The sequence below is a fragment of the Paraburkholderia antibiotica genome (assembly GCF_012927125.1).
In the GTDB taxonomy this organism is placed as follows: domain Bacteria; phylum Pseudomonadota; class Gammaproteobacteria; order Burkholderiales; family Burkholderiaceae; genus Paraburkholderia; species Paraburkholderia antibiotica.
Window position 1 is genome coordinate 148,188 of sequence record NZ_JABBFZ010000006.1, and the last position, 18,477, is coordinate 166,664.

General features: G+C 60.8%; 23 protein-coding genes. 6 read left to right on the forward strand and 17 right to left on the reverse strand.

Translation table 11 applies throughout. The annotated features are described in order from the left end of the window. Positions 1-4 precede the first annotated feature (4 nt). Together HHL14_RS13220 and HHL14_RS13225 are read right to left on the reverse strand one after the other, a co-directional pair. Positions 5-1,018: a phage major capsid protein, P2 family gene (locus tag HHL14_RS13220; RefSeq protein WP_169498053.1), complete on the reverse strand. Its 1,014-nt coding sequence runs from the start codon at positions 1,016-1,018 to the stop codon at positions 5-7. Positions 1,019-1,078: 60 nt separating this feature from the next. Further along, positions 1,079-1,912, reverse strand: a complete 834-nt coding sequence (locus tag HHL14_RS13225) for a GPO family capsid scaffolding protein (protein ID WP_169498054.1) — start codon at positions 1,910-1,912, stop codon at positions 1,079-1,081. A 174-nt stretch (positions 1,913-2,086) separates the two neighbouring features. Here HHL14_RS13225 and HHL14_RS13230 point away from each other — a divergent pair, with 174 nt between their 5' ends. The 4 genes from HHL14_RS13230 (at position 2,087) to HHL14_RS13245 (ending at position 5,972) form a co-directional block, all read left to right on the forward strand. After that, positions 2,087-3,886: a terminase large subunit domain-containing protein gene (locus tag HHL14_RS13230; protein ID WP_169498055.1), complete on the forward strand. Its 1,800-nt coding sequence runs from the start codon at positions 2,087-2,089 to the stop codon at positions 3,884-3,886. 44 nt (positions 3,887-3,930) lie between these two features. Beyond that, positions 3,931-4,947 carry a phage portal protein gene (locus tag HHL14_RS13235; protein ID WP_230413039.1) on the forward strand — a complete coding sequence of 339 codons (1,017 nt, stop codon included), beginning with the start codon at positions 3,931-3,933 and terminating at the stop codon, positions 4,945-4,947. A gap of 412 nt (positions 4,948-5,359) precedes the next feature. Continuing rightward, entirely contained in the window at positions 5,360-5,620 is a 261-nt protein-coding gene (locus HHL14_RS13240; protein WP_169498057.1) for a type II toxin-antitoxin system HicA family toxin, read from the forward strand. Further along, positions 5,613-5,972: a type II toxin-antitoxin system HicB family antitoxin gene (locus HHL14_RS13245; RefSeq protein WP_169498058.1), complete on the forward strand. Its 360-nt coding sequence runs from the start codon at positions 5,613-5,615 to the stop codon at positions 5,970-5,972. The genes HHL14_RS13240 and HHL14_RS13245 overlap by 8 nt, the downstream gene beginning before the upstream one ends. 303 nt (positions 5,973-6,275) lie before the next feature. Here HHL14_RS13245 and HHL14_RS13250 read toward each other — a convergent pair whose 3' ends face one another. The 14 genes from HHL14_RS13250 to HHL14_RS13315 all read right to left on the reverse strand — a co-directional run bounded on the left by HHL14_RS13250 (position 6,276) and on the right by HHL14_RS13315 (position 15,139). Continuing rightward, on the reverse strand, positions 6,276-6,482 hold the full coding sequence (locus HHL14_RS13250; protein ID WP_169498059.1) for a hypothetical protein: 207 nt from the start codon (positions 6,480-6,482) through the stop codon (positions 6,276-6,278). 18 nt (positions 6,483-6,500) lie between these two features. Next, on the reverse strand, positions 6,501-7,505 hold the full coding sequence (locus tag HHL14_RS13255; protein WP_169498060.1) for a hypothetical protein: 1,005 nt from the start codon (positions 7,503-7,505) through the stop codon (positions 6,501-6,503). 5 nt (positions 7,506-7,510) lie between these two features. Beyond that, positions 7,511-7,750 (reverse strand): ogr/Delta-like zinc finger family protein, encoded by a 240-nt coding sequence (locus HHL14_RS13260; RefSeq protein WP_169498061.1) that lies wholly within the window; start codon positions 7,748-7,750, stop codon positions 7,511-7,513. A gap of 1 nt (position 7,751) precedes the next feature. Next, complete coding sequence (locus HHL14_RS13265) at positions 7,752-8,009, reverse strand: ogr/Delta-like zinc finger family protein (protein WP_169498062.1); 258 nt, start codon at positions 8,007-8,009, stop codon at positions 7,752-7,754. Continuing rightward, on the reverse strand, positions 7,990-9,999 hold the full coding sequence (locus tag HHL14_RS13270; protein ID WP_169498063.1) for a replication endonuclease: 2,010 nt from the start codon (positions 9,997-9,999) through the stop codon (positions 7,990-7,992). The genes HHL14_RS13265 and HHL14_RS13270 overlap by 20 nt, the downstream gene beginning before the upstream one ends. Positions 10,000-10,050: 51 nt before the next feature. Beyond that, positions 10,051-10,746, reverse strand: a complete 696-nt coding sequence (locus HHL14_RS13275) for a hypothetical protein (RefSeq protein WP_169498064.1) — start codon at positions 10,744-10,746, stop codon at positions 10,051-10,053. 23 nt (positions 10,747-10,769) lie between these two features. Next, a complete protein-coding gene (locus HHL14_RS13280; RefSeq protein WP_169498065.1) occupies positions 10,770-11,246 on the reverse strand; it encodes a hypothetical protein in 477 nt (158 codons plus the stop codon). Then, a complete protein-coding gene (locus HHL14_RS13285) occupies positions 11,243-12,553 on the reverse strand; it encodes a DNA cytosine methyltransferase (protein WP_169498066.1) in 1,311 nt (436 codons plus the stop codon). The genes HHL14_RS13280 and HHL14_RS13285 overlap by 4 nt, the downstream gene beginning before the upstream one ends. 153 nt (positions 12,554-12,706) lie before the next feature. Next, positions 12,707-12,916 carry a hypothetical protein gene (locus HHL14_RS13290; protein WP_169497935.1) on the reverse strand — a complete coding sequence of 70 codons (210 nt, stop codon included), beginning with the start codon at positions 12,914-12,916 and terminating at the stop codon, positions 12,707-12,709. Position 12,917: 1 nt separating this feature from the next. Next, entirely contained in the window at positions 12,918-13,841 is a 924-nt protein-coding gene (locus tag HHL14_RS13295) for a DNA adenine methylase (RefSeq protein WP_169498067.1), read from the reverse strand. Then, a complete protein-coding gene (locus tag HHL14_RS13300; RefSeq protein ID WP_169498068.1) occupies positions 13,838-14,062 on the reverse strand; it encodes a hypothetical protein in 225 nt (74 codons plus the stop codon). The genes HHL14_RS13295 and HHL14_RS13300 overlap by 4 nt, the downstream gene beginning before the upstream one ends. Then, positions 14,059-14,241, reverse strand: a complete 183-nt coding sequence (locus tag HHL14_RS13305) for a hypothetical protein (protein ID WP_169498069.1) — start codon at positions 14,239-14,241, stop codon at positions 14,059-14,061. The genes HHL14_RS13300 and HHL14_RS13305 overlap by 4 nt, the downstream gene beginning before the upstream one ends. 128 nt (positions 14,242-14,369) lie before the next feature. Then, complete coding sequence (locus HHL14_RS13310; RefSeq protein ID WP_169498070.1) at positions 14,370-14,696, reverse strand: hypothetical protein; 327 nt, start codon at positions 14,694-14,696, stop codon at positions 14,370-14,372. 86 nt (positions 14,697-14,782) lie between these two features. Next, positions 14,783-15,139, reverse strand: coding sequence for a hypothetical protein (locus HHL14_RS13315; RefSeq protein WP_169498071.1), 357 nt, complete (start codon positions 15,137-15,139; stop codon positions 14,783-14,785). A gap of 571 nt (positions 15,140-15,710) precedes the next feature. Between HHL14_RS13315 and HHL14_RS13320 the strand changes: the two genes are divergently transcribed. After that, positions 15,711-16,040, forward strand: a complete 330-nt coding sequence (locus tag HHL14_RS13320; RefSeq protein WP_169498072.1) for a helix-turn-helix domain-containing protein — start codon at positions 15,711-15,713, stop codon at positions 16,038-16,040. A 151-nt stretch (positions 16,041-16,191) separates the two neighbouring features. Here HHL14_RS13320 and HHL14_RS13325 read toward each other — a convergent pair whose 3' ends face one another. Further along, on the reverse strand, positions 16,192-17,121 hold the full coding sequence (locus tag HHL14_RS13325; RefSeq protein ID WP_169498073.1) for a LysR family transcriptional regulator: 930 nt from the start codon (positions 17,119-17,121) through the stop codon (positions 16,192-16,194). Between the two features lie 113 nt (positions 17,122-17,234). Here HHL14_RS13325 and HHL14_RS13330 point away from each other — a divergent pair, with 113 nt between their 5' ends. Further along, entirely contained in the window at positions 17,235-18,425 is a 1,191-nt protein-coding gene (locus HHL14_RS13330) for a M20 aminoacylase family protein (protein ID WP_169498074.1), read from the forward strand. Positions 18,426-18,477 lie beyond the last annotated feature (52 nt).

Sequence of the window (18,477 nt, forward strand, 5' to 3'; positions counted from 1 at the left end):
GGCCTCACTGCGCCGCCGCGTCCGCCGCGCCCGCGAATTCGATGTTATCGATCAGACAACCCGCTTCGTAATCCTCGACCACGTACGCATCGTTACTCGAATTGAAGAACTCGTAGCGGTCCCGCTTCGGGTTGTCGATGATGGTCGAGCGACGCGCGCCGATCTGCCAGTAGACCGACAGGTTTTTCGTCGGCGTGATAAAGAGCTTGCCGCGCGGCATGAACGGGACCCGCAACGCACCGATACCGCCCATGCGCTGCTGACTGACGATCATCGCCGCCGCGAGCTGGTCGACCGGCCGGTTGTCGTCATTGAGCACGACGAAATACCGGTCGAGCATTGTTTCCCGCCCGCACAGGACCACGAGTTCAGGGTTGTCGGCGTGCCACGGCGCGATCAGCGAATTCACCGCTTCATGCACGAGCGCATCAGGGTTTTTGTAGTCGCCGCCGGCGCCGATTACGATGCGATCGCTCATAACCTGACTTTTCGCCTGGTCGCGGTACTTCTGCAGCCAGCCAATATTCACGTCTTCGAGATTCGGGTTTTCCGACCGATCCGAAGTCGCCGCGCGCGACGTACCGTTCAGGCCGATGCGAATGCGGTCGAGCCCAGTCTGAACGAGCAGCGACTGACGAACCATCCCCTGGAAATTCTGCATATGTGCCCACGCATCGAGCTTCGCGTAAGTCATGGACGTGTCGAAGTTCGTTTGCGTACACATATACGCATTCGGGTCCATATCCGACGGGTCGAACGGTTCGCGTTCCTTCTTCGTGGTATCGGTCGTGCTCGCAATGGTCGATCCCACGAGCAGCCCGAGCTTTTCGCCCTGCTGAGCCGTGACACCAATCACGTTGATTCTGCCGAGAAACGCGGTCGACTCCTGAATGCGGCGTTCCATCGTCTGCTGCACGCTGGGTGCCACATTAAATTTCTCGTGTGCACTCGGCACGCCGTTCAGTTGCGCGATACGGCTCGAATATGCGGCGATCGCGGCGCGGGTTTCTGGTCTCATCTGATTGATCCTTTCTACTATTCGTGTTCCGCGTTGTGCGGTTGCGTGGCGTCCGGTCGCTCAGCAGTCCGTGAGCTCGCCGCCCGACCCGCCAGTCGAGAGCGGTCGCGTCTGACTGAACTGCGTGTTTTCGAGCCGGTTTGTCAGGTCGGAAAACTTCTGGCTGACTCCCGCCACTTCGGCGCGCAACGACTTGTTTTCATCGTTCAGCGCGGTAAGCGTCGACGCAAACATCTGCGCGGTCGCCGCGTCCATTGCCACCGGCGCCGGCGCGGTGCCGCCGCTGCCGGCCGGCGGTGTCGGGCTCGCTTGCGGCGAATCCTGTCGGCCGCCGCCACTGATATTCCTGGAGAAAAATTCGATCAGTCGTGTGATGCCGTCTTTTTCTGCCGGCGCATCAGGCGTGCCGAAATCGGTATCGATTTCCGCACCGGCCGAAAACAGATTTTCCGGCTTCTGCTTTCGCGTACGGAAGTAGTCCGGATGTTGTTGCGCGAACGTGAGCACCTCCGTTCCGAGGCTCGCCGGACTGTCGGTTACGCCAAGGCCGACCATATATGCCTTTCCCGTTCCAGCGAAGTTCGGGTCGATTTCCACGCTCGAATAAATTTTCTGACGGCCCCTGGTCATCGCTTTGAGATCGTCGGTCGGGTCGATTTGTGCATAGAGCGCCAGCTTGCCCCCATCCACCGTCTCCGCCTTCACGGCGCGCACGTCACCATAGGCGCGAAAAGGGCTGTCCGGTGCCATACCCCGAATATGCTCGCAAAACACCCGCGCGCCGAACTTCGCCGGATCGTACGATTCGGCCATTTCCTGAATTTGTGCGCGCGAAATTTCGCGGCCGTCTGTCGTCGTTCCTTCCGTCGCGACCCGTTTAAACACTAACGGCATTGTGCTTCTCCCTGTCCTGTTCGTTGCGTCCGGCGACCTTGCCAGATCGCCGGATGCGTTACCTTTCGCATCGTGCGCGAGCGTCGACAGGGCTTCAATGTGCGGGCCTCCTTGGACGGCTGTGTACAGTCGCACGACGATCGCTCGCGCTTGCGCGCGCGATACGCTCGACGCATGAGCACCTTTAACCCCTTTGCCGACTTCCCCGCCACCAACGACGCAACAGCCCCCCATATCGTCAATCTCGCCGTGCGCCGTGTCGCACGTGACCTCTTCTGGGCCGGCTGGAAAATCACAGCTATCGCAAGCTATATCGGGGAAAAGCGTTCTACCGTCGAGACGTGGAAACAGCGCGAACGCTGGGGCGAAGCGGACACGGCCACACGGCTCGACGACGCGCTCGAACAACGCATGCGCGTGCTGATCGCGAAAGAGAACAAGGACGGCAAGGACTTCAAGGAAATCGACCTGCTAGGCCGCGAGGTTGAACGCGTCCACCGCATGCGCGCTCGCGCTGCGCGCGCCAATAGCGAAAGCGCAGCCGAAACGACTGGCCGCGACGCGACGCGCGCGACGGGTCGCAGATCACGACGCAATGCGATATCCGAAGAACAGTCGCAAAAGCTGATTTCTGCCGTCCGCGATTCGCTGATCGGTCATCAACATGTGTGGTATGCGAACCGCGCCATGCGGCGCCGGAACATCCTGAAATCGCGGCAGATCGGCGCCACGTTCTATTTCGCTCACGAAGCGCTCGCGCGTGCATTGGAGACCGGCTACAACCAGATTTTTCTGTCAGCGAGTCGCGCACAGGCACACGTGTTTCGCGCGTATATCCAGAAATTCGCATGGGAGGCGGCCGAGGTTGAAATGACCGGCGATCCGATCATCCTTCCGAACGGGGCCTCGCTTATTTTCCTGGGCACGAGCTCGCGCACGGCGCAGAGCTACAACGGCGACCTGTATTTCGACGAGTATTTCTGGGTAAACAATTTCGCAACGCTGAATAAAGTCGCTCAAGGCATGGCGACGCACAAGCATCTGCGAATGACGCACTTTTCAACGCCGTCGACCACAACGCACGAGGCCTATCCCTTCTGGACCGGCGCGCATTACAACAAAGGCCGCGCCGAAAAAGACCGCGTCGAAATCGACCTCTCACATACGTCACTCGCGCGTGGCCTCATCTGCCCTGACGGTCAGTGGCGCCACATGGTGACTGTTGAGGATGCTGTAGCCGCCGGCTTCGACAAGCTCGACGTCGACGAGCTGCGTCAGCACAACAGCCCCGCCGACTTCGCTAATCTGTACATGTGCGATTTCGTCGACGACACGACTTCAGTTTTCCCGTTCGACGCAATGAAAGCGTGCATGGTCGACTCATGGGTCGAGTGGGACGACGTCAAGCCACTGGAAGCGCGCCCCTATGGACTGCGCCCGGTGTGGATCGGTTACGATCCGGCACTAACCGGCGACGCCGCCGGCTGCGTTGTCATTGCGCCACCATCAAAGCCAGGCGGCAAATTCCGCGTGTTGGAGCGCTACCGCTGGCACGGCATGGATTTCGAAGCGCAAGCCGAAAGTATCCGCGCGATCACGCAGCGTTACAACGTGACGGACATAACGATCGACGCGACCGGCATTGGGCACGGTGTTTATCAGCTCGTGCGACAGTTTTTCCCGCGCACGCGCGCGCTCCAATACTCACCGGAAGTCAAAACGCGCCTGATCCTAAAAGGCCTGTCCGTGATCGGAAAAGGCCGCTTCGAATTCGACGCCGGTATGACGGATCTCGTTCAGTCGTTCATGTCGATTCGCCGGTCGCTAACGGCGAGCGGCACGCGACTCACCTATACCGCCCCGCGCAGCGAAGAAACGGGCCACGCCGATCTTGCGTGGGCGTGTCTGCATGCGCTCGACAATGAACCGCTCGAAGGCGCACAGCGCGCCCGCAGCACAGTGGAGTTTTTCTAATGTCCAATTCCCTCACCACCATCAGCGACGCCAGCGAGATTGTTATGCGCGAGCCGCTATCGTCGCTCACGTCCTTTACGTTTGGCGACGCCGTCACCGCGCTCGAAGGCGCCGACATTTTCAACTATCGCGAGCTTTGGACGGTCAATGACTATTTCGAGCCCCCGATTAGTCGCGTCGGGCTCGCGAAATCGCTTCGCGCCGGCACGCACCATGCGTCCGCGCTGTATTTCAAGCGCAACGTACTGGCGTCGACGTTCATCGAGCACAAAAAATTTTCGCGTGACGCGTTCCGGCGTCTCGCGCTCGACTTCCTCACTTTCGGCGACTGCTACCTTGAACGGGAAACGAACGCGTTCGGCGGCGCCGTCAACTATCGACCGACGCTCGCCAAGGACACGCGCCGCAAAACTGACTTTCGAACCTTCGTGCAGATCGACGGCTGGCAGACCGTACACGAGTTCGCGCCGGATTCCGTTTTCCAGTTAATGGAAGCGGACGTCAATCAGGAGGTGTACGGCATGCCCGAATACATTGCATCCCTGCAATCTGCCTGGCTGAACGAATCCGCGACCCTGTTTCGCCGCCGCTACTATGCAAACGGTTCGCACGCCGGTTTCATCCTCTATCTGAACGACCCTTCTGTCGACCCCGTCGACGTCGACGCGATCCGCCAGCAGTTACGCGAATCGAAGAATCTCGGCAACTTCAGGAATCTGTTCATTCACTCGACCGGCCGCGACGGCCGCGGCGAGAAAGGCGCCCTCGAACTGATCCCGATTTCCGAAGTCGCCGCGCGCGACGAGTTTTTCAACATCAAGAATGTCACGCGGGACGACAGTCTCGCGGCGCACCGCGTACCCCCGCAGCTTCTCGGAATCGTGCCGAGCAACACCGGCGGCTTTGGCGCGGCGGACACGGCCGCCCGCGTTTTCGGTCGTAATGAAATCGTGCCGCTTCAACAGCAGTTTGAGCAGATCAACGATTGGGCCGGCGAAAAGATCGTCCAGTTCGGCGAGTATGTTGTCCCGCCCGAGGTGAAGACCGCCGCGGCGTCATAGCAGCCGAAATTCGCCAGTTTTCGCCCCTGCGTCTAGGACGCCCCTGGCTGCGTCAAGCTGCGTCTAGGTTTTGCGCGCGAAAGCCGGCGCCCGCCCCAGCCGGCCGGGCGTGCCGGGCCGTTCGAATCTGCGTCTAGAACGCCCCATTTTTTAATCGAAGGCGCGGCGGGGGTGACTTCGATTTCGTTGGCCGGGCAAATTTCGTCGCCGGCTGACCGACCGGCTTGAAATGCCCCTCCGGCCGCGCACACGGCCCGCCACGCGGCCCGCGCGCTCCGCCCGATCCGCTGATCCTACCGTTCCGCCGACCGCTCAAAGGGCCGCTAAACGCGTCCTAACGGCTCACCCCAAAACACGATCTGATATCATTTTTTGATTGCAAAATGATATCGCTTTGTGATATCATAAAGAAATGAAAACGAAACACGCCCGCACGTTGAGCGCGATTTTCACGAGGCCGACCCTCGGCGGAATCGTGTTCGCGGATATCGAGTCTCTTGTCGTCGCCCTGGGCGGCAGCATTCACGAAGGCGCCGGGTCGCGCATCGCCTTCGAGTTGAATGGGAAACGCCGCTACCTTCACCGCCCGCATCCGGGCAAGGAAGCAAAGCGGTATCAGGTTGAAGAGCTGCGCGAGTGGTTTATCGAAATGAGGATTAAGAGCCATGACTAACGCCATGACCTATAAGGGGTATTTCGCCCGCGTTGAATTCGACGGGCGCGACAGTATTTTCGTCGGCCACGTGCTGGGCGTCGACGATCGAATCAGCTTTCACGGCGAGACGGTCGACGAGTTGACGCGCGACTTTCATGCGGCCGTTGATCACTATCTTGATGATTGCGCTCGCGCGGGCCGCGAGCCGCAAAAGCCGGCATCGGGAAAATTCATGTTGCGCATCGATCCGGCGACCCATGCGCGCATCGCGATCGCGGCCGCGATGGCCGACGAGAGCGTCAATCAATGGTCGGAACACGTGCTAGAGCGCGCGGCGCGCGAAGCGCTCGACAATGCCGCGCACGCATGAACCGTGGAGGGGAACGTGGGAAACACTCAATTGGAGCAGCCACAATCGGGACCGACCGTAAGCCATCTTCGGTGGCTTCTCTCTGCCCGAGCCGATGTACGCGCAGCGATCGTTGAGGCTGTCGAAATCATGCACCTATCTGTTCGGGTGCCATCAGGACAGGTTGGTGCAGTGCGCGAACTCCTTTCTGCTGAGTGGGACGTGGGTTGGAAATTCGATGTCGTAGCGCTGGGATATGTCGAGCCATTTGTACATGACATTCACATTTTCGCTTGAGTGAAAACATACCCTCCGCGCTATCGTTTATCCGGCGAGGGTCGCCGGCTCCAGTTGCTGCAGCGTCAGTTCCGATATTTCCTGCGCCATCACCGACGCAAGCCACAACAGATCGCGCTGAACGTCACGCGGCGCACAGCTGAACGCTTCGAATCCGTCATCCAGCAGCGCGGCATCATCGCGCCGCTCGTATCGAACGCGCCGAGCTGCTTTCCGGACCTGTCTTCGCTTCATATCGCGACTCCCCCGCACCTACGCCGCGACCAACCCAACGACTTCGCGGCGCAGCGCGATCGCGCGCGCCTGCGAGCAGCGCAAATGCCGCCGGATATCGGCCACGGTCGCTCGCACGCTACCGGCTTTGACGTCGCGCGCGAGTCGCGCCGCGTCGTCGACGGGGCTCACGACTGATCGAGACGCGGCGAGCCCGAGAGATGCGGCGCGACCGGCGACTGGCTTCGCCCTATCCGGTTCGCTACTGTCGGCCGCTTGCGCGCGACCAGTCGCGACTCGCGTTACGACCGGCGTCGCGACTGGTCGCGATGCCGGTCGTAGTGCGATCGTCCACGACAGACACGCCACCCCTTCCAGCACGGCGGCAAGCGTGAGACCGATCAACAGGTCGACGCGCGCGAGCGGCACGCCAAAAAGCTCGGACAGTCGAGACGTGACGGGGTCGGCGCTCAGCGCATCACGACGAGCTGCGGCCGCGTCCACCGCGCCCCGCGCGCGCCGCAGCTCGTCGGCTTCCGCGTCGAGCTCCTCGAGCTGGGCCGCCAGCGTCGCACGCCGCGCCTCGATCGCCGGACATGCCCGCGCGCAGCGCTGTGACTGTGCGCCGCCCAACTGACGAATAACCGCGACGCGATCCGCCATCACGACCGGCAATGTGCGAGCTGCGGCCGGCGAATCGACGGCCGTCGACTGCGCGCGTAACTCGCCGGCATGCTGCTGCGCGAGCAGGAAGAAGCCGGCATGCCCGTAACCGGCACTCGCGAGACATGCAATCCACAGCACAAACGCAACGGCGCGCACTGGTCGACTCGCCGCGCGCACCAGCGCCGGCAACAGGTGAGCACTGACCACCAGCACCGCGCCGAGCGCAATCCAGATTCCACGCTCTGCGGCTGTTCCGCCGCGCTGCCAGCCACTGATCACCGACAACGCAAGCGCGGTGCCGGTGGCGGCCGCCGCCAGTCCGATGCATACCCACCACGCCGCGCCGCTCAGCGCGCGCCCCTCGATTTCAGTCGTCATTCCCCTCATTCCCCCAATAGTGCGCCGCCACCCGGCGGCAGATCGTCAAAAAGCGACAGCGTGTCGCGTCGCTCGACCCGCTGAACCGGCGCGGCCGGCAGCATCGTTAATTCGGTGCGGTATGTGTGGCCGCACGTCACGCGATCACACTGAAAATCCACCGTCCAGCACAAATCGGACGTCTGCAGCATTGCCCGCGCGATACCGCGCGCGCCGCAGCACGGACAAGGCATCGTCCACCGCATGTCAGCCTCCCGCCTGCTTTGCCGTGCGCGCGTTGACCGATCCGCCGAGCGGCCGTGCCGGCAGTAACGCCAGATCGTCACGCATGTAGTACGGCGCCGGCGGAGAAAGCGAATGCAACACTTCAAGCGTTGCCGGCGCGCGAAAGCCGCACGACGGACACCAGAAATACAGGCGCCGCAGCGTGTCGGACATTCGCTCTGAATGACGTGCCTCCAGCGCGTCATCGCACGCCGGGCACTTAATCGACATGTCGTTCATGTGATTTCCTTGGTTTGTGCTGCCTTTCGGCGGTTCGCGCCGCTAGATCGGCGCGATCGTAGTCCGCGAGCCAGTCCGTTATGTCGGGATCTAGGGCTTGCTCATGGCCCGCGCCGGCCGCCGATGGCGGCATGTGCGTACAGTTATTGACACGGGTCCAAGGGCGCGCGAGGCGCGCCAAACCCACCCGCAGATTCAGACGTTGCGCACCGGAGTGGCGCGCGAGGTCGAGCGCGAGGTCGGTCGGCTTGCGACGCTCGATCGTCCACGTATGACGGGACGTAAAAACAACCATGCTGCGAAACTTTGGAAGTTCGACAATGCCGTCGCGCTCCATGCGGATTTCACGCGCTTCGAGCCCCTTCACCACATCTCCAACGGGTTCACCATAGCGGCCGATTCGCGAATCGAATTCGCGATAAACACGGACCGGCCGATCATCGCGGCTGCAATGGATACCGCCATTCGCGCGCACATAATCTGCCCACGATGCCGGCGACACATCCGTCTCGTCGTCGCCGCGCTGAATCCGGTTGACGGCTGCATACATTTCGTCGAGCACCTTTGGTGCGCCTTCTGGAACCTTGTCGAGGCGTCGCGCTTCGCGCCACGTTGTGACAGGTGGACCGCCTACCTGTTGAAACTGACGAATGCGCCACGTCGACGCCCACGCCTCAACACGCAATGCCGTTTCCAGCCCCGGATTGCCAGCCAGATCGGATTCGATGCCGTGACCGTCAATGTTTTTCGCGACGTACTTCGCGATGTAGCCGGCCGCCGTGCCGCGCTCCCAATCGATCGGCTTGAAGTCAACGCGATGATGTTTCGCGCCGCGCTCATCCGGCGAATCCATCAGCGCATATCGGCGCACCCATGCACACAATCGCGGCAGTAATGCACAACGCTCGTCGACCGCGAACACGTCCTTAACGCGGCCACGCTGCCCCGGCTCGCGCACGCCGCGACGACGACGAAAAAGATGCGGCGGAAAGAACACGAGCAGATGCCAATGCGGCGTGCCGTCGTGATTCGGTTCAGCAATGCGGAACCCGTACCACTGCACGCCGTGACGCTTCAGGAACGAGCGCAACCGGGCGAACATCGCGGAAAGATAGCGTTGCGCCTCGCGCGGCAGCGTGTCGTCGTATCGCGGATTCGAGCGGACCTGATTTCTGGTCTGCACAAGTCGCCCCTTCGAAAGGCGAACTTTCTTGCCCTTGGTAAAGCGGTGCATTCGCGACGGACACGTGATCGTGAGAAATAAACCAACGTGACCGTTTTCACGCGCGATATCCTCGAAGCCTTTAATTCGCGTCATCAGTTCACCGCGCTTGATCTGCGGACATGAGACCGATTTGTCGTGAAGCTCGGACAGAGGAAAACTATCGCCATCTTCGTTCGTCGCGATCGTGTTTTCGAGCATCCGGCGATTGCGCTTTTTTTGCTGGCCGCGCCGCGCGAATGACTCGTTCGATACATAGATGTCGCCTTGCGCATTCACGTAATCAAGCTGAATAGCTGCCGCCTCCACGAACTGTGCGTGCATCTTGCGCAATTGGCTACGCCACCATTTCGCATCCGTCATCCGAAGAATTGCCGGCTCATCGCGCATGCCGATGATTTCGCCTGTTCGTATCGATACCCGCTCCGGTTCCGGCGGTTCGCAATGAAACCGGCGCACGACACGTTCTAATGCAGCACGCCGCTGTTTGATTTCCCTGTAGACCGATGCGAGCACCAGGCATTCCGCGGCGCGATCTTCCGCGCACGCACAGATATGCTCATCACGTGCTTTCAACGGAAGGCGGATAGCCTTAAGGTTTTCCGTGATGTTCAGCAGGAACAGATTCGCGACGCGGCGCGCGTCAATGTTGCGAGCGGCATGCCGCTCGCGCCATTGACGCTCGATGCGCACGCGCCAACGCGGCGGCAACCCCTGCAATCGCTCCTTTGCCCACTGTTCGTCAGGGCACATGCGACGGTAGCTCATGGCACCCTGTAGCCCGCTGTCGGTTGATGCAATCCGCTGTTCATTGCTGGCCTACGCTTTGTCGTTCTGTCCGGGCTCTACGCCAATTGAATAGGTGGCGAGCAGCGCGTCGATTTCGTCGCCCAAATCGGCATCTGGAATGCAACAACGCAACACTGCGGCCGGCACACCAGCGCGCACGCGTTGAAGCGTCTCCCAAACTTCGCGCGGTATCGCTTTAGCGACGGGCTGCAATATGGTGTCCGGTCCTCTTCCCTGTACGAAAGCGGCCATTAACTCAGCCCGCCTGATTCGCGCGGAATGCTCTACAGGGTCGGTCATATACTCGAAATGGCGTTGCGCTGCGCCGATCACATCGGACCATCTGACGCCCACTCCAAAACGATGCCCTCCAACCTGGGCGCATTTGTCAAGCCGCAGCCAATTGTTCTGCGCATCCGCAACGGGCGCGGCAGCGCGCGGAACGACGACCGCGTGCAAGTTGGACGCAGTCGCGGACAGCATCCGCTCAATCATGCGAATCAGCGAATGTCGATCGGACGGCGTCAGCGCGATGTTTGCATCGCGTAACCGCTCGATAAGTGTGGATTCTTTCATCCCCGAGCCACTGCCCATGAGTGATCGAGTATCCCGGTTGGCAGCAATCGCCGCGAGAATCAATCGCTCGCAATCCGAACGACGAAGCGGCGGGAAAATGTTCGACATTTCCGCCATCGCAGCGTCAACAGCATCATTTAATGTTTTCATTTATTTCCCCTTTATCGTTACTCTCAATCAGCCTGATTCGCCCCGCCCGCCCGTCGGTCTACATCTGCGCCGATGACGCTGCCGCCTCTGCTGCGACGGAGAGGCGTAGAGACGGCAACCGCCGCCTCATAGCGGTCAGCTGCCTCATCTTTGGCATCGGCGAGGCCCTGCCCAAACTCGCAGAATTCACGGGACCCGAACGGGTAGTGATTGACGGAGCCGTCGCCATACGCGTTCCAGCCTTCGCAGTAGGCCTGCGAGTTATCTTCGTCGGCTGGTGCTGCCCCTCGCACCGCGACGCGCTCTGCCGCCTTGTAAGCGCCAAAATATTCCTGCAGATTGGCTTGCCATGCCCCAGCAGCACGAGCGGCACAGGACGGCGCGCCTTGACCAACGGTCCAGTCAAAATGCGCCGATCCGAGAACGCGGCGGGCCATGTCTTCTGGCATTGGGTCGCACCACCAATCGGAAATGCCGTGAATTACGGGGCGAGTGCTCATGCTGTTACCCCGTATTGCTGGGCAACGTGCATCGCGTCGACGAGCTGTATCCGCTCGCCGATCCACCGCATTGGCGGAATCGCCATGCTGTTTCCGAGAGCCTTGTAGCGCAGGCCGTCGGCCGCCCGTTTTCCGTTAAATGGGATCGCGGTATAGCCGTCCGGAAAGCCTTGCAGGCGTTCGCATTCGAGAGGCGTCAGGCGACGAACAGCTACATCACACAGCGCCACGGCCCCCACGCCGATACCCGCCCGGCCACCGCTCGGCGTCAGGACCGCGTTCGCCGTACCGTCCTGCCTGTATTCGAGTTCGTGCCCGCCAGCCCGACCACGCACCGCCAACGTGTATGGCTGAAGGACGGCGAGGTGGCCGCCGCCGCTCTGCTGCGAATGTGCGTGTCCCATGCTTCGCAGCGTTGATGCAATCTCGCCAACGCCGAAACCGTTGCTTCCCGACGCCTTGCAATCGAACGCAATCGGAATGATCGGCGTCCCGCGACCAGTGCCGTCCTCGCTCGCATCGAACCCCTCGCCGCGCAGTGCATGCGCGACGAGCAGCGTTTCCGATTCGGCATCGATGCGCTGATTGCTCGCCGTCAGTGCTCGCGCAACGACCGGGACCACAGGCACAAAGTGATTTACTGCGGCTCCCTCGGGTCGGCCTCCCGCGCCACCGCTAAAAGCGCAGCGTGTAAGGGCTCCGGCAACGTCTTGCGCCGCTTTTCTGCACGGCGGAGGATGCCCGCGCAGGCTTTCGCGCTCAAAAAGTACCGCTGCAGGTGGTCGCCAGTCTCCAAGATATCCGACAACGAACACACGCCGTCGTCGTTGAGGGACGGCGCGAGCGTGTGATTCCACTCGGACGTACTGAGCGTCAAGAACCCGGTAGGCAAACCCATACCCGAGTTCTGCCAGCCCCCCGAGCAGGGTTCCAAATGCCCTTCCGCCGTCGACCGACAGCACGCCGGGGACGTTTTCCCATACCAGCCAGCTGGGCCGATATCGTGCAGCAATGGCAAGATAGGTAAGCATGAGGTTGCCACGCGGATCTGCCAGTCCCTTTCGAAGTCCGGCGATGCTGTACGACTGGCAGGGAGTTCCGCCGACGAGAAGATCGATAGTTGCATCGGGCCAGCTCCTGAATTTCGTCATGTCGCCGAGGTTTGGCACAGTCGGATAGTGATGCGCGAGAACGGCGCACGGAAACGGTTCGATCTCGCTGAGAAAGGCCGTGCGCCAGCCGAGCGAATGCCACGCAACCGAGGCAGCTTCGATACCAGAGCAGACCGAGCCGAATCGAATGCTCATACGTTGCTCGCGCGATGCGCTGGGGCCGCTTCCACCGTCCGCGCATCATCGTCGGGATTTGCGACACACCACGCGACGACCACGGCAATCGCGATCAGCCAGATCGCCCAAAGCGGCAAAATCTTGTGTTTTGATTCCGGCATCACCGCACCTCTACTGGTAAAGAAAACGACGCTTCGAGATTTCGCGCAGCAACGGACGAAGCACTTGCATTGCGCCGGCTTCTGCGCGGTCTGATTCGGTAGTGCGCGGCGGAACAGATAGATCGGGCAGCGCGCGCAGCGCGCCAGCGCCTACACCGATCTCGCTTAAATCCTCGATAAGCATTTCCCGCGGCGTCGGCGTGTAGGCGAGCGTGCTCACGTCAGGTCCGCCCAGCCGCTTCCACAAAGAGCGGCAATTCGGCTTCATCTGTCGACGGCTCAACGTGACCCGGTTCGATGCCGGCCGCAGCGCAAGCGGCCGGTGAAATCCAGATCGTTTCCTCACGCATGGCCACGCCTTTTTGGCCTTGTGCCCGCGCCATACACGAGACGCGAGCCCACCCGGTCAGCGTACGGTCATACAACCGCGACGCGTAGCCACTGACAATTGCCATGCCACGCAGATTCACGAGCATCGCCAACAGATCGGCGTGCTGTAGCGCTGTCATTTCGTGCCGGTAATCGCGGCCCATGCCGCGCGCGAGACCGGATCGGCTCGCGGGCAGATACGGCGGGTCGATATAGAAAAGCACGCCGGGCGCGTCGTGGTGTGCGATCAGTTCGACCGCGGGCCTGTTTTCGATCATGACGCCGCGAAGACGCTCACCAATGGCCGCAAGCCGGCCCGGATATCGCGACCACACGCCCGCCCCATCAGCTCGCATGTCCGCCGCAAATCCGCTCAAGTTACTCGACAGACGCGCCGAGCCGGTTGCACCAAAACCCATTTGCGCACGCACGCAAAGACGACGCGCACGCTCGACGGGATCGTCTGTAGCGTTCCATGCCGCGTCGAATTCAGCGCGCGCGTATGGCGTCAACGTGAGCGCTTCGACGAGCTGCGCCCGCTGCACGGGATCACGCACAACGCGAAACAGATTGACAATTTCTCCGTCCAGATCGTTATAAATTTCGCCCTTGCTGCGCGGCTTCTTCAGCAGCACACTCGCGGCGCCGCCGAACGGCTCGACATAGATTTCATGCGGTGGCAGATGCGAAAGCACCCAGGCGGCAAGGCGAAACTTTCCGCCAGCGTAGGAAATGAGCGGCGCCGCAATCGCGGCTGCGGGCGTGGCTTTATTCATGTTTGCGTCGCCCGGCTTCTTCGACAGCAATCTCGCGCGACCATCAGCGCTTCTGCACGCGTCAATCCGAATTGACCGCCCTTCAATTGCTCGTACCAGTGAAGCTCGCGGCCACTGAATGCGAAATAGCCGCCGCGCGCTTCTGGCGTGTTTTGAAACGGGCCACATTCCAAAATGCCCGGCTCGATTTCGCGGGCCTCGCCATTTGTTGGATAGCTCATTTGAGCCTCAGGCTAAAATGCGCGCCGTTTCGCGCAGTATTTTTTGCGTAACGCCATGCAGAACGGGGCGCGCGCACAATGCCAGGCCATGTGCCAGGCGTCACAACCAACATGAGAAATGTACGGATAGCCGTTTCAGCTTCGCCAAAGGCATCAAATGACGTTTTCTTCACTTTCATTTCCTTTATCCGAAAAAAAGATGGCCAAAAAACTTAACTCCAAAACGCCTGCATCTATGAGTGACGTTGCAGCTTTCAGTGAGGCGAATCTTTTCACTGTTGGGGCAGTCATTGCGCGCGTTGTACCCTTATTCCTCCGGTATCCCGTCACTGATCAGGCAAGTCTGGATAGATTGATTGATGCCCTCAAGTCTTTGGGCATTGAGCTTGAGGCGGACTCGCCGACGTTCAGCGTCAACGTTATGACCGGAATCATCAGTGAGCTGATTGACCATCCGAAAAGCGTCTTTCCCGACGCTTTCTAGCCGCAGTTGAATGCTCATCGCCTCGACGCGGCGCACCCGAGCGATGAGCCCCCGGCGCCGCGCCATTTGTTCCTGATTGCTCGCGCGGATAAGGCGCCTGATTGCGTTCATTTCAACCACCTTTAAATCAGTAGTCCTGTCGATATTCATTGTTCAACCCCTTGATTCAATGCGTTTTGACGTTGGTCCGCGATGCGCGTCGATTAGCGAAATCGACGGTTGACGATTCGGGCTGGCTATGGAGCGCGGATCGGCGGCCGGTCCTTTACCGGACCCACTGCGGCAGCTTTCGCGATAACCACGGCGCGGTGCCGCATCGCGCGTTCAATGGCTGATTTCAGACTTCCGGCGGCGATAGCGTCGCGGACACGTTCCGATGCGCAGAGAACCGCGCCGGCGCGTGAGCTGCCCCAACCGATCATCAGGCCCGACTCCGTGTGCGTGACGATCCAGCGCTGTGCGTCATCGCGTGGAAGCCACCCGTTACAGTGGACGCCGAACGTAAGCCCGAGATCGTTCTCAATCTCGACGGCCTCGCCCAGGATCATGACCGGCCCACCTTCGTACAGGACTTCATAGCGGATCGGTTTCATGCTCACCACTCCCCGCCCAAGCCGTTCAACAGGTGCAGCGCGTCGCGAGCGCGGCAGATCAACGAAGCTTCGGCAAGGGTCAGGTTCACGCGCTCGCGCCGCTCCAACTCGCGGACCGTGGTGAGCTCCTGTCGGGCATGTGTGACTTCCCACCTGTACACATCCCGATATGAATCGTGCGCGGCGGAAATCATGCGGCCACCCCGAGGCGTTGACACACGACTGCGCAAGTCCACCTCTGGACTAAGCCGATCATGCGATCCATCCATGCACGGAGGTGCGGTCCGACGAGCTGGCGCGCGAGCGCCGAAGGTGTAAGTGTTTGTTGCCGAGAAACCGACATTTGCAATCCCCTGTTCAACCCCTTGAACTGTGAAAGAAAAGATTCGCCCGGCAATCGGATAGCAAGTCCGATCCGGCGGGGTTGAGAACCGGTGCCGGGCGACGGTTCGAAGAATAGTTCACCACCACTGAACATGTCAACTACACATGAACGTTTTCTATTGGTGTACGTTGCCTGGCTGCGAGCGTTCGCGTACCCTTGACGTAGGGTTGAAACAAGGGGTTTTGAATGAAAACTACGATTGAATGGCTGGATGCCGTAAAGGAGGCGCTTGAACTGCCCTCCGATTACGCGGCCGCGTCCGTGTTGGGCGTGACGCGCTCCGCCGTTAGCGCTTACCGGAACGGCAAATCGACCTTTGATGACGAAACCTGCATAAAGGTGGCGGACATTCTCGGCGTGCCACGCGCCGCGGTTCTCGCATCGATGCTTGCGCAGCGTGCAAAAAGCGAGGAGACGCGGAAGGTTTGGATTGAGGTATTGGAAAAATTTTCCAAGGGTTTTCGGAAGCTGGCGCTATCCGCTAACGCTTGTGGAGGCCTCTCTCCACAGGCTTAGCGCCAGCTAAAAGTTAGCTCAGGCTTTTTATATTATGTCAAATTAAATAATGAAGAGGAAACCCGGCAGGACGACGGCGGACCAAGCTTCAGCGTTCCCCCAGAAGGATTAGATCGGGGCCTTGTCATGGCGTCAGCGGCTTCTGATCAATTCAGCGTTGTTGCATCACCTTGATCAGCTGAGTCCACAGAAATTCGGCGGCGGGCGACAAGCGCCGGCCCACACGACGTATCACCTGACTACCAAATTCACGGGCAATCGGATGGTCGATTTCCAGTGCCACGAGCTTTCCCGCGTCCAGATACTGCCGCGCCGCATCTGTCGACATGAAAGCGACGCCGAGACCCGCGGCCGCGATCGCCTGAGCTGCGGAGAACAGATCACACCGATACGTCGGCGTCAGATTCAGCCGCTCCGCCCGGATCAGGGAGTCGAGATAATTCTGAACCCCGAAGCGGGCTGGCATGAAGATCAACCGATGGCTAGCCAGTTGCTCGACCCGAATCCTCCGTTGGCTTGCCAATACGTGCTGCGGACTGACGAGCGCACAGAGCGGCGCCGAGCGAAACGCGCGGGTGCGAATCGCCGGGTCACTGCTGCCACCCGCGCACAAGCCCATATCGACCTCGTCATTTCGGACCATCACAATAATCTCGGCGGTCGCACCACTGCGTAACTCCACCACGATGTCCGGGAACTGCACGCTGAACTGTTCGAGCACCGTGGCAAGCAGGTTCTCGACGAACCCTTCGCCGATGCCGATTTCCAGCCGCCCACGGCGCAGGCCTCGGTATTCCTCGAGCTGCGCCAGCATCTCCCCGTCGCGCCGTGTGCTATCGCGAAAGTGCTCGACAAGGCTTCTACCGATCTCCGTCAGCGCCACGCGTCGGCCGCGCCGTTCGAGCAGTGCGACTCCGTACATCCGTTCGAGATGCGCCACCTGCCGGCTGATGACCGAGCCGTTGATCGAAAGTGCGTCCGCTGCCGCACGCACCCCACCATGCACCTCGATCTCATGCAGATAGCGCAAGCTGCGGGTGCTGAGCGCGCTGTTATACGGCGTTTCGGGAGAGCCCGGCATATCATCTTCTGTTGATATGAAAGTCAACATTATCGGTCATCAAACGTCATTGATCGGCATTTATTGCGGCGAAATACTGATGTCATTCCTGACTTGCCTTTAACCCTATGCCCATGGCAGCTCCCCAGCCGTTCTGCTCCCTTGACGACACCCACGATCTCCGCGACGAATTGAGCGGAATTCGCCATCATTTGCATCGACATCCGGAACTCGCCTATCAGGAGTTCAAAACCTCCGACTTCGTCGCGCAGAGCCTCGAAAATTGGGGCTACGCGGTCACACGGGGCCTGGGCGGCACGGGCATGGTGGCCACGCTCAAGGCCGGCGCCAGTACGCGGGCCGTGGCAGTTCGCGCCGACATGGACGCGCTACCGATCCACGAGGAAACCGGCCTGCCCTACGCCAGTTGCGAGCCCGGCCTGATGCATGCATGCGGCCACGACGGCCACACAACGATGCTGCTTGGCGCGGCACGCCACCTAGCCCGCACGCGCCGCTTCGACGGCATAGTGCACCTCGTGTTTCAGCCCGCCGAGGAAATCGGCGCGGACAGCGGTGCCAAACGCATGATCGAAGACGGCCTGTTCGAGCGCTTTCCATGCGACGCGATCTTCGGTCTGCACAACCATCCCGGCTACCCCAGCGGCACGTTCATGTCTCGCAGCGGCCCGTTCATGGCGGCTTGCGATACGGTCGAGCTGATCATTCATGGCCGCGGTGGTCACGCGGCACGGCCGCATCTCGCCGTCGACCCGGTCGTGATCGGAGCGGGCCTCGTCACCGCGCTACAGACAGTCGTCTCGCGCAGCGTCGACCCGATGCAGAGCGCGGTCGTCACCGTTGGCGCGTTCAATGCCGGACATGCCGCGAACGTGATTCCGGAAAAGGCGCGGCTGCAGATCAGCGTGCGCTCGTTCGACGCAACGGTCCGCGCACTCCTCGAATCGCGTATCCGCGCGCTCGCGCAGGCGCATGCGGAGGCCTACGGCGCTCGCATCGAGATCGGCTATGTGCCGGGCTATCCGGTGGTGGTCAATAGCGCGCCCGAGACAGAACTGGCGCTGCAGGTAGCGCGTGAGCTGGTGGGCGACGAACGGGTGATCGACGGATTCGGCCCGATCGCGGGTAGCGAGGATTTTGCTTACTACCTGCAGGAAAAGCCCGGGTGCTTCCTGCGCCTGGGCAACGGGGAAGGAGCGCCGATGCTGCACAACGCGTCCTACGATTTCAACGACGATAACCTCACGGTGGGCGCTGCCTACTGGACGCGTCTCGTTGAGCGATTCCTCGCCTTGAAGCCATAAGCCGCATTGATATCGTTAGAGGCGCGCTCACGCTTCGCGCGACATCCAGCAT